Origin of the sequence: Frankia sp. CcI49 (assembly GCF_001983215.1) — a bacterium.
GTDB lineage: Bacteria > Actinomycetota > Actinomycetes > Frankiales > Frankiaceae > Parafrankia > Parafrankia irregularis.
Window position 1 is genome coordinate 105,545 of sequence record NZ_MOWP01000040.1, and the last position, 13,439, is coordinate 118,983.

9 protein-coding genes and 2 pseudogenes are annotated in these 13,439 nt (G+C 71.5%); 8 read left to right on the plus strand and 3 right to left on the minus strand.

Going from position 1 to position 13,439, the window contains the following annotated elements; translation table 11 throughout:
* The first annotated feature begins 181 nt into the window (after nucleotides 1-181).
* Both CcI49_RS34400 and CcI49_RS34405 read left to right on the plus strand, forming a co-directional pair.
* The gene (locus tag CcI49_RS34400; RefSeq protein WP_076833570.1) at nucleotides 182-1,744 is read left to right on the plus strand and encodes a TIR domain-containing protein; all 1,563 of its coding nucleotides are present in this window, start codon (nucleotides 182-184) and stop codon (nucleotides 1,742-1,744) included.
* A gap of 143 nt (nucleotides 1,745-1,887) precedes the next feature.
* Nucleotides 1,888-3,210, plus strand: coding sequence for a lipase (locus tag CcI49_RS34405; RefSeq protein ID WP_198955723.1), 1,323 nt, complete (start codon nucleotides 1,888-1,890; stop codon nucleotides 3,208-3,210).
* Nucleotides 3,211-3,304: 94 nt separating this feature from the next.
* On the opposite strand, the gene CcI49_RS34410 is transcribed toward CcI49_RS34405, so the two are convergent.
* Nucleotides 3,305-3,937 (minus strand): TetR/AcrR family transcriptional regulator, encoded by a 633-nt coding sequence (locus CcI49_RS34410; protein WP_076833572.1) that lies wholly within the window; start codon nucleotides 3,935-3,937, stop codon nucleotides 3,305-3,307.
* Between the two features lie 152 nt (nucleotides 3,938-4,089).
* On the opposite strand from CcI49_RS34410, the gene CcI49_RS34415 reads away from it, so the two are divergent.
* From CcI49_RS34415 to CcI49_RS34425, 3 genes are all read left to right on the plus strand, one after another.
* The gene (locus CcI49_RS34415; protein WP_076833574.1) at nucleotides 4,090-5,109 is read left to right on the plus strand and encodes an aldo/keto reductase; all 1,020 of its coding nucleotides are present in this window, start codon (nucleotides 4,090-4,092) and stop codon (nucleotides 5,107-5,109) included.
* On the plus strand, nucleotides 5,109-6,173 hold the full coding sequence (locus CcI49_RS34420; protein ID WP_076833576.1) for a winged helix DNA-binding domain-containing protein: 1,065 nt from the start codon (nucleotides 5,109-5,111) through the stop codon (nucleotides 6,171-6,173). The genes CcI49_RS34415 and CcI49_RS34420 overlap by 1 nt, the downstream gene beginning before the upstream one ends.
* Before the next feature lie 137 nt (nucleotides 6,174-6,310).
* Nucleotides 6,311-6,961, plus strand: a complete 651-nt coding sequence (locus CcI49_RS34425) for a hypothetical protein (RefSeq protein WP_054566251.1) — start codon at nucleotides 6,311-6,313, stop codon at nucleotides 6,959-6,961.
* A gap of 89 nt (nucleotides 6,962-7,050) precedes the next feature.
* Here CcI49_RS34425 and tnpA read toward each other — a convergent pair.
* A pseudogene (tnpA, locus tag CcI49_RS34430) lies at nucleotides 7,051-7,475 on the minus strand (IS200/IS605 family transposase).
* Nucleotides 7,476-7,496: 21 nt separating this feature from the next.
* Between tnpA and CcI49_RS34435 the strand changes: the two are divergent.
* Nucleotides 7,497-7,619: pseudogene (locus CcI49_RS34435) on the plus strand (helix-turn-helix domain-containing protein); the annotation flags it as partial.
* A 275-nt stretch (nucleotides 7,620-7,894) separates the two neighbouring features.
* On the opposite strand, the gene CcI49_RS34440 reads toward CcI49_RS34435, so the two are convergent.
* A complete protein-coding gene (locus CcI49_RS34440; RefSeq protein ID WP_076833578.1) occupies nucleotides 7,895-8,827 on the minus strand; it encodes a helix-turn-helix transcriptional regulator in 933 nt (310 codons plus the stop codon).
* Between the two features lie 129 nt (nucleotides 8,828-8,956).
* Here CcI49_RS34440 and CcI49_RS34445 point away from each other — a divergent pair, with 129 nt between their 5' ends.
* Nucleotides 8,957-10,549 (plus strand): MFS transporter, encoded by a 1,593-nt coding sequence (locus tag CcI49_RS34445; RefSeq protein ID WP_076833580.1) that lies wholly within the window; start codon nucleotides 8,957-8,959, stop codon nucleotides 10,547-10,549.
* A 190-nt stretch (nucleotides 10,550-10,739) separates the two neighbouring features.
* A complete protein-coding gene (locus CcI49_RS34450) occupies nucleotides 10,740-13,430 on the plus strand; it encodes a P-loop NTPase fold protein (RefSeq protein ID WP_076833582.1) in 2,691 nt (896 codons plus the stop codon).
* Nucleotides 13,431-13,439: the final 9 nt, after the last annotated feature.

Genomic DNA, 13,439 nt, shown 5'->3' on the forward strand with positions numbered 1-13,439 from the left:
GCATCTCCCGCCGGCAACCTCCTCGGATCGCCGCCGCGCCTGGTCAGAAACCGGCCACCGACGGCAATGATTCTGCCGGCGCCGGATAGTCTGCCAGCATTCCGAAAGGAAAAAGCAGCTAGCGGCGCCGGCACGTACGGGGAGGGCGGTCTGTGTCCGAGGTTGATGAGTCGAGGTCGCGGTGACGAGCGGCGGCGGGGCGCTGGTCCATTCGCTGGCCGAGGCGGAGGTGCTGGCCCTCGCGGCCGTCTATTCCGAGCGGATTTCCGCTGGTCAGCTACTCAGCCAGGCTGGCCTGGAGTCCGAACGACAGCCGCAGGGGACGTCGACCGCGATCGAGTACTGGCACGCGGTCAACGCCACGCTCGGCAGGGGTGTGCTCCCCGATGCCCGCCGCAGGATTCTCACCATCGCGGCTCGTGACTTCCCCGCAAACCCGGCGTTCCGGACGGGGCTGGCCGCTGCCCACGCCGAAGCCGTGGGCAGCCCGTCCCACCACGGCGGCCCGGAGCCGCGGGCAGATGACGGGCTGCCCACGAACGGCACCGTCATCGCCTTCGACGCCGTCGGCTACAGCGATCTCAACATGCTGGAGCAGAAGCAGCTGCGCGACGGGCTGCGGGGAATCATCGAGGGCGCCCTGAGCGAGGCGCGAATACCCCCCGCACCCCTGCGGCAGGACCGCGGCGACGGCTTCCTCATGGTGTTCTCGGCCGCCACCCCGAAAGCACGGATCGTCGCCGACTTCGTCCGTGAGCTGGGCATCACGCTGAACGAGTACAACGCGACCCGCAACAAGCTCGGCCGGATCCGGCTGCGGGTCGCGATCCATGAGGGCGACATCCTCGAGCACGACACCGGTTGGGCCGGTGACACCGTGGTGATCTGCGCACGACTGGTCGACTCGACACCCATCCGTGAACTGCTGCAGCGCGATCCGGACGCGGACCTGGCGCTGATCCTTTCCGCCACGCTGTTCGACTCCGTCGTCGCCCGGCGGCTGCGCGGGCTCTCCCCGGGCGACTTCCGCGAGGTCGCTGTGACGGTGAAGAAGTTCTCCGCCACCGCCTGGCTGACCCTTCCCGGCCGCCCACTGCCCGCTGTTCCCGGCGTGGCCGCCGTGGCCGCCACGCCGGCTGGTAGCCCGTCGGGCAGCCCGGCAAGCACGCAGACCCCGGCCGCCCCGGTGAGCCAGAAAGGTCCCGGCAGCCCGGACGGCTCGTCCGGCCTGGTCGACCCGCCCAGCCCGAACGGCCTGGACGATCCGGATGGTCTGGATGCCCCGGTTCGGCCGGACGGCACGAAGTGGGACTTCTTCGTCTCCGTGCTCGAGACCGACGCGGCTTGGGGAGACTGGATCGCGGGACTCCTGCAGAACGACTATCTGGTCCGCTACGACGCGTGGAATCCCGCGGGCACCAACGACTACTGGGCACTCGACGAAGGCCTGAACTTCTCGAAACACATGATCGTCGTGCTGTCCCAGGCCTATCTGGCGTCGGACAAGGTCCAGGCCTCCTGGGGAACCGCGTTCAAACGCGACCCGGCCGGCCTGGGCCGCAGACTGATCCCCGTCAGGATCGAAAAATGCGAACCCGGGGGCCTGCTGGGTGGGATCCGCTACATCGACCTGGTTCCGTTCAAGAAGGACCCCGAGAACGCCCGGAAGCACCTGGACGAGCAGATTGAGCGGTCAGTCAAAGGTTACTACCGCCCCCCCGAGGCACCCCCGTTCCCAGGCTGATACCGGGCTGACGGCAGCGGAGTCCACCGGGCTGGCCCCGCGGCCGCGGCCACCGGTGTGAAGAAGGGTGGGGGAAACCCCACCCTGAACACACCGGGCCGCCGGCGGTCACGGAAAGCGGACGAGACATAGCGTTCCGCATCATGACTTCCCACCCCGAACGACAGGCGGCGGGTTCCCGGCGGTCGCGCCTGCGCCGGTCCGGCTTTCTGGCCGTGTCCGGAGCAATAGCCGCCGTTCTCGTGACACCGGGAATCAGCGCCGTTCCCGCATTCGCCACCGAAAGCCACGGGCACACCGCCGTACAGGACCACGGTGGCACTGCCGTCCGCCCGGCCCAGTGGCGTGGTGCCCTCGTCTCGTCGACACCGCTCACCACGTTGGCGAACCGAGCCGAGGCCGCGGCGTTCCTGCGTGAGCAGAGCTTCGACGCGGGCGCCGTCCGGTATGGCGTCAGCACATTCCGGCTGGTGTATCGGACGGTCGACCCGCACGGCGCACCGATCACAGCCAGCGGGCTGCTGGCCCTGCCCCTGAACGACAACCGGCGCCTGCGGCCGGTCTCCTTCGCGCACGGAACGCAGATCTTCAAGGGCGATGCGCCCTCGACGTCCTCCGACGGGTTTCTCACCGGTCCGCCGATCACCTTCGCCGCCGCCGGTTTCGCGGCGGTGGCACCCGACTATCTCGGCCTCGGCGAGGGCCCGGGTCCGCACCCGTGGATGGACGTCCAGTCGGAGACGACCGCGTCGCTCGACCTGCTGCGGGCCGCCCGCTCGTTCCTGGCCGGCCGTGGGACCCAGCTCGGGCGGGACGTGCTGGCCACCGGGTTCTCCCAGGGCGCGTCGGCCGCGCTGGGGCTGGGCCGAGCCCTGCACGACGGCGCGGACCCGTGGTTCCGGCTCGGTGCCCTCGCACCGATCAGCGGTGGCTACGACTTCCAGAACGCCCAGATACCGGCCATGCTCGACGGCGAGCTGCACCCGAAGTTCTCCGTGGCCTACACGGCGTACCTGCTGGTCGCCTACAACCGGCTTCATCACATCTACGACACACCGGCCGCGATATTCCAGCCGTCCTACGTGGACGTCGCCGAACTGTTCGACGGAACCCACCAGGGCCTCGAGGTTCTCAACGGACTTCCCGACACACTGGCGGACCTGCTGACACCCCAGGGTTTCGCGCTGCTGGCCCAGCCCTCCGGCGCGTTCGCGCAGGCGCTGACGGTACTCGACAGCGTCTGTTCGGGCTGGGCTCCGGCCGCCCCGTCCCGGCTGTATTACAGCCCTGGTGACGAGCAGGCGGCGAACCTCAACACCGTCCACTGCCAGGAGCGGTTCGCCGCCGGCGGCAGCCGGGTTCGGCTTGTCGACCTGGGGGTCAACCGTGACTACAGCGGCTTCGTGCACGAGGGATCCGAGCTGCTCGGCACAGCCGCGATCGTCCGCTGGTTCCTGACCCTCTGAACAGACGAGCCCCCACCGCGGCCGCGCTTCCTCCGTTCCCTTTCAGGCGCCCCGGTTCCTGAAAAGGAACGGAGATGTCGCGCTGACCGCCTGCCTACCTCGGTGCGCGCAGGCCGTCGAAGAGCACGGCGTTGAGACGCGCGAACCGGTCGGGGGCCCCCTCTGCGTCCGCGTGGCGCAGAGTGGCGAAGGCCCCCGCCAGCAGGGCGAACAGATCGTCGACGTCGATGTCGCCGCGGACTGCGCGGTCCCGCTGCGCGCGCTGGAGAAGGTCGTGCAGAGTCTCGCGCAGACGAGCCGCGACGTCGGGCGCGGCGGTTCGTAGATCGAAGTCCGTTCCGGCGAGCGCGGCCTTGAGCGGCCTGCTCTCGATGCCCTCCGCCAGCATTCGGGCCAGCATGGCAAGCAGCGCCTCACGGGAATCGGCATTCGTGGCGTATGTGGCGGCATCCGCGACGAGCTGTTCCACCTGGTCGACGACGACCGCCGCGAACAGCGCCTCCTTGGTCGGGAAATGACGGTGCACCGTGCCCGCGCCGACGCCCGCACGTCGGGCGATCTCGTCCAGCGGAACGGACAGGCCGTCGGCGGCGAACAGGTCACGGGCGGCGCGGAGCACTCGCGCCCGGTTTCGCCGCGCGTCAGCCCGCAGTGGACGCCCGGAGAGCGACGTGCCCGGGTCTGTCTCTGCCGCCGCCGTGCCTGCGATGCCCGTCCGGTCCGTCATGGCACCGCACTCCCTTCCACCTTCGCGGCCGGCTACGTTCCTGCGCGTTCCACAGTCTGCGCCACGAGCTCCCGGCACGAAGCGGGGCGCCGCCCCGTACAGTGTGGTCACCACTAAGCGGGGCGGCGCCCCGGATAGATGGAGGAGATCCTGTGGAGTACGCACTGCTGGGACGATCCGGCCTCAAGGTGTCGCGGCTGGCACTTGGGACCATGAACTTCGGCGCCGGTCCCGGCGCGCCCTGCGACGAACCGGAGGCACGCCGGATCATCGACGCATTCCTCGACCGGGGCGGCAACGTCATCGACACAGCCGACATCTACACCGGGGGACGTTCGGAAGAGGTCGTCGGACGCGCCATCGCCGCCCGCCGGGACTCGGTCGTACTGGCCACCAAGGGCGCCGGCCCGCTGGGCCCGGGCCCGAACGACCGCGGCCTGTCCCGACGCCATCTCAGCCGTGCGCTGGACGCCAGCCTCCGCCGCCTGGGCACCGATCACGTCGATCTCTACCAGTGCCACAACTGGGATCCGGACGTGCCCGTCGAGGAGACGATGACGACCCTGGACGGGTTCGTCCGCCAGGGCAAGGTCCGCTACATAGGCTGCTCCAACTACACCGCCAGCCAGATCATCGAGTCCCAGTGGGCGAGTCAGCGGCTGGGAACGACGCCCTTCGTCAGCCTCCAGCCCCACTACTCGCTCCTCGCCCGCGAGATCGAAGCCGAGATCCTGCCGGCCTGCGCGCGCCACGGCCTGGGCGCCATCGCCTACGGACCGCTCGCCGGTGGCGTGCTCGCCGGCCGGTACCGACGCGGTGCCCAGCCCGCACCGGGCAGCCGCCTGCACCAGTGGCTCGCCTTCAACCCCACCGCCGCCCGCTGGGCGGCCACACTCCTGCGCGACCGGAGCTTCGACATCGCCGACGGCGTCACGGAGGTCGCCGACCATCTCGCCACCACCCCGTCAGCCGTCGCCATAACGTGGGCTCTGCGGCGTCCCGGCATCACCTCGGTGATCCTCGGCCCACGCACCATCGACCAGCTCACCGACAACCTCGCAAGCCTCGACCTCGACCTGCCGACCGATCTCGCCGCACGGCTCGACGACCTCTCGGCACCGCCCAACAGGCCCGTCACCGGCCTACCCGTCACCCTGCAGGAGGAGCGGTAATGCCCGGTATGTCCGAGATCGGCCTGCTCAGGCTGGTGGCGCAGCGGCTCGCCGGGGAGCCCGCGGCGACACCGGCCGAGGCGGTGCGCACGCTCGGCGGTCTGCAGGCGCAGGAGCGGCGAAGCCTGCTGATGTCCGTCGCGCTGCGCACCACCGCCCGCAACCAGGCTGGCGTGGCAGCCGCCTTCGACGCCGGCGAGCTGGTCACCAGCTGGCCGATCAGGGGCACGCTGCATACCGTCCCCGCGGAGGATCTCGGCTGGCTCACCGCGCTCACCGCTCCCCGGCTGGCCACCCTCGCCGCCCGGCGCCGAGCCGAGCTCGGACTGGACTCCGCCGTCTTCGAGCAGGCCCGCACGCGGGCCGTCGAGGCGCTGGCCGGGGGCCGCCGCCTGCTCCGGGACGAGCTGTACGCCGTCTGGGAGGCCGCGGGCATCGTCACCGGTGGCCAGCGCGGGTATCACCTGATCGTCCACCTGGCAGAGACCGGAACGCTCTGCCTCGGCCCAGCCCAGGACGGGCAGCAGGCCTTCGTCCTGGTCACCGAGTGGGTGCGCCGGCCCCGGCAGCTGGACCGGGACGAGGCTCTCGGCGTGCTGGCGCTCGCCTACTTCCGCGGGCACGGGCCAGCCAGCCGGGACGACTTCGCGAAGTGGACGAAGCTGCTGGCGGCGGACGTCCGCACCGCCGTCGCGGTGGCCCGGCCGAACCTCGCCGGTCTGGACGTGGACGGCGTCGAGCACCTGATGGACCCGCTCACCCCGGAGCGCCTGGCGACCTGCCGGGAGGAGGCCCGCGCCGTCCACCTGCTGCCCGCGTTCGACGAACTGGTGCTCGGCTACACCGACCGGTCCGCGATGCTCGGCCGCGAGGAATTCCAGCGGGTCGTCCCCGGCGGCAACGGTGTGTTCCGACCGACCGTCGTCCATGACGGCCGCATCGTCGCGACCTGGCAACGGCGCCGGCTACGCGGCCGCGGGGACACGATCGAGACTTCGCCGTTCACGAGCCTGACCGCACCCGTGCGCGCGGAGATCGACCGGGTCGCCACACTCCTGCCCTGACCGGCCGCGGCCGGCGCCGAACCAGAACCCTCAATGGCACCTTACGGCAGGTGCTCGACTGTATTCACAGCGCGAACGAGCGGTTCCGGCTAGCTTGATCGCCCAAAGGTGTGCGTGTGCTGTCGAGGGGGACGCCCATGACCATCCGACACAAGATGCCAATCCTTGTCGCGGGCCTGTTATCAGTGCTGGCCGCACTCACCGCGACGGCGGGAACCGCAGGCGCGGCCAGCCCGGCCGCCGCGCCGGGCCTCGCCGCGACGCTGGCGGCTCAGGCCGCCGCCTCATCCGGGCCGTTGTGCTCCCCGACTCCACCGGCGACACCGGCGTCTGGGGTCGGCACCGCGCAGTTCACCTTCAACCGCGAGTTCCTGCTGGCGCTCGCCAGGGCGGGTGTGATCGCCTACGCCACCGCGCCCGGCCAGACCAGCGTGTGCCTGAACCCGCTCTCGGAACGGCTCACCTTCCCGCTCGAGCCCCCGCAGCGCGGTGCCGGGTCGATCACCGCGCAGATCGACGGCCAGCTCGTCTTCCGCAGGGTCCTCACCGGCGCGACGGTGTCGCTGAGCCTGCGCACCTTCAGCCACACGGCGGTCGGAAACTGGATCCTCATCAACGCGGACGTGCCGCTCGCCGAACAGATCCTGTTCTCCGTCGGGCTGCCCGACGCGACCGGTGCCTACCCTCTCGGGTTCTCCCGTCCCGAGGTGGTCAGCGTGCCGCTCGGCGTCACGTTCACCTTCCACGGGCAGGCCGGCACCGTGACCACCGCCTACCCCACACCCTGACCCGCGACGCCGCAGGCACCGGGATCCTCGCCGCGGGCCACGTCTGACCGGAGGAACGTAGCGCGCGAGCCCCGTCCTTCAGGGCGGGGTCAGCGCATCGGGGCTGGCCTTCGATGGCCTTCGATGTGCTCGCGCGGCAGCGCGATGGGGGCTCCACCGGCGGAGACCGCGAAGTATGACGGCGACCAGAAACGCCCCCGTATCGAGGCGTGGTTCACCCGGCCGGTGAACTCGGCCCGTGGCATCCGCGTGGACASGCCCTTCGGAGAGTTCACGAGCGCGGACACGGCGACCTTCGGTGGGTGTTCGACCGGCAGGTGCACATGGTCGTCTTCGCCGTCGAACGCGACCAGGCGGGTGCCGAAGTCGGCGCGTACGTCGCGCATCGTCCGTTCGTAGGCGTCGAGCATCGCCTCGTCGAACACGCCACGCCGGTACTTCGCCAGAAAACCAAGTGGACGTGAAGTGCAGAAACCACATGCCTACCACGCCGATAGTCGTCGGAGATGTCCATAGGGCAAGCATGATCGGTGGTATGCCGATCGTGCGGTACCGCTACCGGGCCTATCCCGAACCGGGGCAGGTTCAGGCGCTCGCGCGGGCGTTCGGCTGCGCCCGGGTCGTGTTCAACGACGCGATCCGGCTGCGCGACGAGGCGCTACTCGACGATCGGTAGTACGACGCCGACCCGCATCGCGCCAGTACGCACGAACGCCCTCCCCCCGGAAAACGGCCGAGATCGAGCGTACGTCGGCAGCCCGGGCTAGGGGCCGAATTCGGCGGCATTCTTATGGACCTGCGCAGATCCCCACGCCACCGCCTGACGAAATCCGGACTTCTGTCCAGATCGCGGGCCAATCGCGACCGCGGCCCGCCGAGCTGAAGGAGATACCCGGGAGTGAAAGCAGTGTCCGGGGAGATTTCCCGTGGGCGTCAGGCGCCCGGCCCCCGCGCGGGGCCTGCGGGTTCGGCGACCGCCTCCCGGTCAGCCCTGGGCTGGGCGGGAGGACCGCAGGGCCCCTGGAGCGCGGTTGCGCCCAGGCAGGCGAGCAGCGCGAGCCGCTCGGCGGTCRGCGAGTTCGGCTCGGCCGACAGGATGGCGATGCGCTGGCCGTGGTCCTCCGGCAGGCGCAGCGTCTCCTCGTGCAGGGTCAGCTCACCGACCAGCGGGTGGCGGTAGGCCCGCACGTGGCTGGCGCAGTCCTTGACCGGATGGCGCGCCCACCCCGACGCGAACTCCTCGCTCTTCACGCAGAGCTCACCGATGAGGGTGGTGAGCTGCTCGTCGTCGGGATACTGCCCCGAGGCGAGGCGGAGATAGCCGACGAGGTCCTCGACCTTGCGCCGCCAGTTTACGTAGAGGTCGCGGACATGGGCGTCCAGCATGATCAGCCGGGCCATGTTGGGGCGGGAGGCGCAGCGGTCCGGGGCGTTGAAGTCCAGGTGCGGCGCGACCAGTGCGTGCCCGAGCCGGTTCCAGGCGAGCACGTCGGTGCGGCGGCCGATCACGAGGGCCGGGCTGTCACGGACCGACTCGAGCAGGATCCGGACCCCGGGACGCACCCGCTCCAGCTGGCGGCTGCGCCGGGCCGCCCGCTCCGGGCGGGCGAGGGTGAGCAGGTGAGCCTGCTCGTCGTCGGTGAGCCTGAGCACCCGGGCGAGTGAGCCGAGCACCGCGTCGGAGGCGTTGCGGCTCTGGCCCTGCTCCAGCCGTGTGTAGTAGGTGACGCTCACCCCGGCGAGCTGGGCGAGCTCCTCGCGGCGCAGGCCAGGCACCCGGCGCCGATCACCTGGGCGGGCGATACCGGCCTCCGCGGGCGCGAGCCGGTTGCGACGCGAACGAAGGAACTCACCGAGCTCGGTCATTCTGGCATTGTCGCTCCGCCGGCAGACGTTTTCGGCACCTGGAAGGTGACCCTGCCAGGGCTACCCACCCGGTGGATAGCCCGTGCATGGCGATGGCTACCCCGCGCAGGCGCCTGGATCGTCAGGCCCATGACCGACACGACCGCCACACCGACGCCCGTCGCCGTCCCGGCGCAGGCACGGGCGCAGGCGCAGACCGGACGCGGTTCCGCGGAACCCGGCCGGCAGGCACCGGATGACCTGCCCGCCACGACGCAGCCTCCGCTGTCGGCGGCGGCGGGCTCCGACCGTCTCACCGCTCGGCAGCGCGTCGCGCTCCTGCTGCTGCTCGGAACGCAGTTCATGCTCGCGGTCGACTTCTCCATCCTGAACGTCGCCCTGCCCTCGATCGGCGCCGGTGTGGGGATCTCCGAGGGCCACCTGCAGTGGATCGCGACGGCCTTCGCGCTCCCGTCCGCCGGCTTCACGCTGCTGTTCGCGCGGGTCGCCGATCTCACCGGGCGGCTCCGGCTGTTCATGACCGGGCTGGGGCTGCTCGTGGTCGCCTCGCTGGTCGGCGGGGTGGCGAGCACACCGGCGGTGCTGCTCGCCGCCCGCGTGGGCCAGGGTTTGGCCGCGGCCATCGCCACGCCGGCCGCACTCTCGCTGCTGGTGACCACGTTCCCGGAGGGGCCGGCCCGCCAGCGGGCGCTCGGACTCAACGGTGCGCTCCTGCCGGCCGGGTTCACCATCGGCGCCCTCATCGGCGGCCTGCTCACGCAGTACCTGAGCTGGCGCTGGGCTTTCCTGCTGAACGTGCCGATCGCGCTCGCCATCCTGGCCGCCGCACCGCGGGTGGTCACGGACGGGCGCGGTGAGACCGGTGGGCGACTGGACGTCCCGGGTGCGCTGACCGTCACCGGCGGGCTGGTGGCGCTGATCTACGGGATCTCCACCGGTGGCGAGGACGGCTGGGGCCGGCCCGTCGTGTGGATCACCGCCGGGGTGGGCCTGGCGTTGCTGGTCGCCTTCTGGCGCATCGAGTCGACCAGCTCGCATCCGCTCGCRTCACTGGCCGTGCTGCGCCGGCGCGCGGTGGGTGGCGGCAACGCCGGCGGATTCGTGATCTTCGCGATGGGCAGCGCGATCGTCTTCCTGCTCACCGTCTACCTGCAGGAGCTGCTCGGCTACTCCGCCATGGTCACCGGGCTGATCTTCGGTGTCCCGGGCGCGGCGGCCTTCACCGCCGGCATCGTCGCGCCGCGGGTCCTGCGCCGGGTCAGCCCGCGGACGACCCTCGTCACGGCGCTGTTCGTCCAGGGGTCGTCCGCCGTGGCGCTGGCGTTCGTCGACCTCGACCGCACCTCGCTCACCCTGGTGATGATCGCGTCGGTGCTCGGGTTCTTCGGCCATGCCCTCGGCATCGTCGGGTTCCTGGTGACGGCGACCGCGGACCTGCCCGACGACGAACAGGGTCTGGCCACCGGGCTCGCGACCATGACCCAGCAGATCGGGCTCACCGTCGGGATCCCGATCCTGAGCGCGGTCGTCGCCGCGAACGCCGCCGGAGCCCCCGGCACCCTCGCCGCCGACGAGGCGACGCTGGACGGCATCAGGATGGCCCTGTCCATCGACGGCGCCGTCACGATCGCGGCCGGGTTCGCCGTCGCCGCCATCCTCCCCCGCCTGCGGACACGAACGGCGCGCACAGCGACCGACGCCGCCGGGCGCACGACCGGGTGAGGCGGGTGCGTTTTCCAGAGGGTTTCTCCACCCTGTTCACAGCAAAGCGACAACGAGATCCGCCGACGGCCGCGCCGGCTGGGTGGGGGCCTTTTCCGGCCCCACCTGGCACGATGTCAGCCATCGGATAGGCCGATCGCGCGGGCCCGGTGGGCCGGTCGGCCGGTGCCGGCTATTCTCGGCGACCACCATGACCACACCCGCGGATTTCTTTGCCGGACATGAGGGCGCCGTGCGCGCGATCGCGGTCTTCCCGGACGGCCGCCGAATCGTCACCGGCGGAGCCGACACCAGAATCCGGGTCTGGGACCTGCCGTCGGGCCGGCTGCTCACCGAACACACCGCGCACACCGGCCCCGTCCTCGCGGTGGCGGTGGACGAGCAGTGCCAGGTGGTCTCCAGCGACCAGCGGAAGACGGTCGTCTGGGCGAACGAGCCTGCCGCGGCCTCGTCCGCGGCGCCATCCTCGGTGCCGTATCCGAGGCGCGTCGCCGAGACAGCCGTCTCGCCCCGCGGGGACACCGTGGTCAGCATCGACACCGGCCAGAACGTCGTCATCCAGCCACCCGGGACCGGCAGCTGGCCCAGCGGCCACCGGCGCGTCGACAGCATCGCGGTGAGCGACGGAGGGCAGGTCGTCACCGGCGGATCGGAGCCGATCGTCCGCGTGACGGATCGGCACGGGGCCGAGCTGCGCCGGCTGGACGGTGCCGCGCACGGCAGTGTCGCGGTGGCGGCCTCCCACGACGGCAGCCACATCGCCGTCGCGATCCAGGGAGCTGTGCGGTACTGGGACACGGCCGGTTCCCGTACCGCGGTCGACCTGGCCGGCTGCGAGGACCCGGTCACCCTGGCGGTGACCCCGGACGGCAGGCAGGTCGTCGCGGGTGGCCTCGGTGGCGGGATCTGGGTGTGGAGTGCAGAGCAGCCCGGCCAGGCACCGGTGCGGCTGCGGGGCCACGCCACCGCGGTGCGGGCCTTCGCCGTCACGCCGGACAACAAGCGCCTGGTCAGCGGCGCCGATGACGGCACGATCCGGCTGTGGGACCTGGCGACGGGTGCGCGGATCACGCCGGGCGCCGCCCCCGGCCCGCTGCCCGGCCACGTCAGCGATCAGGAAAGCGCGCTCGACCTGCTCGGGTTCGCCACGGACGTCGAGAGCATGGCCGCGCTCCTCGCGGACCGCTCGACCGAGCCGCCGCTGGCGATCGCGCTGCTCGGCCGGTGGGGCTCCGGCAAGTCGAGCTTCGCCCGCCAGCTCCACGACCGGGTGGCCGCGCTGGCCGAGCAGTCCAGCCGCAGCGCGGCGCGCAGCATCTTCGCGACCAACATCCGCCAGGTGCGCTTCGACGCCTGGCACTACAACGACGACCACCTCTGGGTGGGCATGGCCGAGCACCTCTTCGCCGGCCTCGTCGAGCCGGAGCCGTCGGACACCGAGCAGATCCGCGCGAGGCGGGAGGTCCTGCGCGACAGGCTGCGCGCCTTCGAGGACCTGGCCGCCGAGGACACCGGCTGGGCACAGCGGCTGCGGGCCCGGGCCCGGCTGTGGCGGGTCGACCTCGCGCGGTGGCGTGGCCGGCTCGTCCTGGCAGGGGCGGTGCTGGTGCTGGGAGTGTGCACCGGTCTGGTCGGACTGCTGTGGGGCCCGGCCCCGGTGGCGGCGGTCGGTGGCGTCGTCGCCGTGCTGGCCGGGTTTCCCATCGTCGGCTGGCTCCTGGCGGCCTGGCAGGCGGTCAGCGGCCTCGACCAGCGGCGTGTCGACGTCCTGGAACAACAGGCGCGGGACACCCGGATGCAGCTGGCCACGCTCGACGCGGCGCAGCGGCTGGCGGTCGTGATCGAGCAGGCCCGGTCGGGCGCCTACGACCAGTATCGCGGGCTGCTCGGCCAGGTCCACGCCGACCTGCGCCAGCTCAGCGACAGCGCGCGGCGGGCCTTCGCCGAGTGGACGAGGACCGGCTCCCGGGGCAGGCCTCCGCTGGAGCGGGTCATCCTCTACATCGACGACCTCGACCGCTGTTCACCGCGCAGGGTGGTCGACGTTCTCGCCGCGGTGCACATGCTGCTGGCGCTTCCGCTGTTCGTGGTGGTGGTCGCCGTGGATCCCCGGTGGCTTCGGCGCTGCCTCGAGCAGTACTACGCCGAGATCTTCGCCGGGAACGCGGACGCCGCCGGCGGCGCGACACCGTTCGACTACCTGGACAAGATCTTCCAGGTGGTCTTCGCGCTGCGGCCGATGGGGGCCGAGGCCGACCGCTACGTCGAGTGGCTCGTGCCGACGGCCGCCGAGGACGAACGCCCCCGGCGCCGGGAGGCCGAACCGCCCGAGGCCAGGCCGCGCCCGGGTTCCGGGGAGCCCGACCGGCCCGGGCCGGGACGCACCGGGCGGGCGGCCACACCCGGCGGGATGCCGCCCCAGCCGGACCAGCTGCGGCTGCGTCCCCAGGAGCTGCGGTTCGTCCAGCGGCTGCGCCCGATGTTGGAGACACCGCGCGCGCTGAAACGGTTCGTCAATCTGTACCGCCTGGTGCGCGCGGGCATTCCCGACAACGAGCTCGACGACTTCATCGGCACCGACGAAAACGGCCCCTACCAGGCGGTGCTCGTACTGCTCGCGGTACTCGTGGCCGATCCGGAAGGCGGCCGGACCCTGATAAAGGCGCTACACGGACAAGTCGACGGGACCGGTATCCACGAGCTGATCGAGGAGCTGTCCCGCCGCGAACAGCCCTGGCGGGTACACGACATCTGGGCGCGTCTGCTGGCTCTGCTGGGAGACGGGAATTCCGTACACAGTAGTCTTCCCACCTACCGGCGCTGGGCGGGAACGACGGCGCGGTTCAGTTTCGAGACCTGGGATCTGACCGAGCCCCGCTGACCCATCAGG

Bases quoted from the DNA above. Each gene is read 5' to 3' on its own strand.
- CcI49_RS34405 (WP_198955723.1), top strand. From the start codon at position 1,888: ATGACTTCCCACCCCGAACGACAGGCGGCGGGTTCCCGGCGGTCGCGC.
- CcI49_RS34410 (WP_076833572.1), bottom strand. From the start codon at position 3,937: ATGACGGACCGGACGGGCATCGCAGGCACGGCGGCGGCAGAGACAGAC.
- CcI49_RS34420 (WP_076833576.1), top strand. From the start codon at position 5,109: ATGCCCGGTATGTCCGAGATCGGCCTGCTCAGGCTGGTGGCGCAGCGG.
- CcI49_RS34425 (WP_054566251.1), top strand. From the start codon at position 6,311: ATGACCATCCGACACAAGATGCCAATCCTTGTCGCGGGCCTGTTATCA.
- CcI49_RS34450 (WP_076833582.1), top strand. From the start codon at position 10,740: ATGACCACACCCGCGGATTTCTTTGCCGGACATGAGGGCGCCGTGCGC.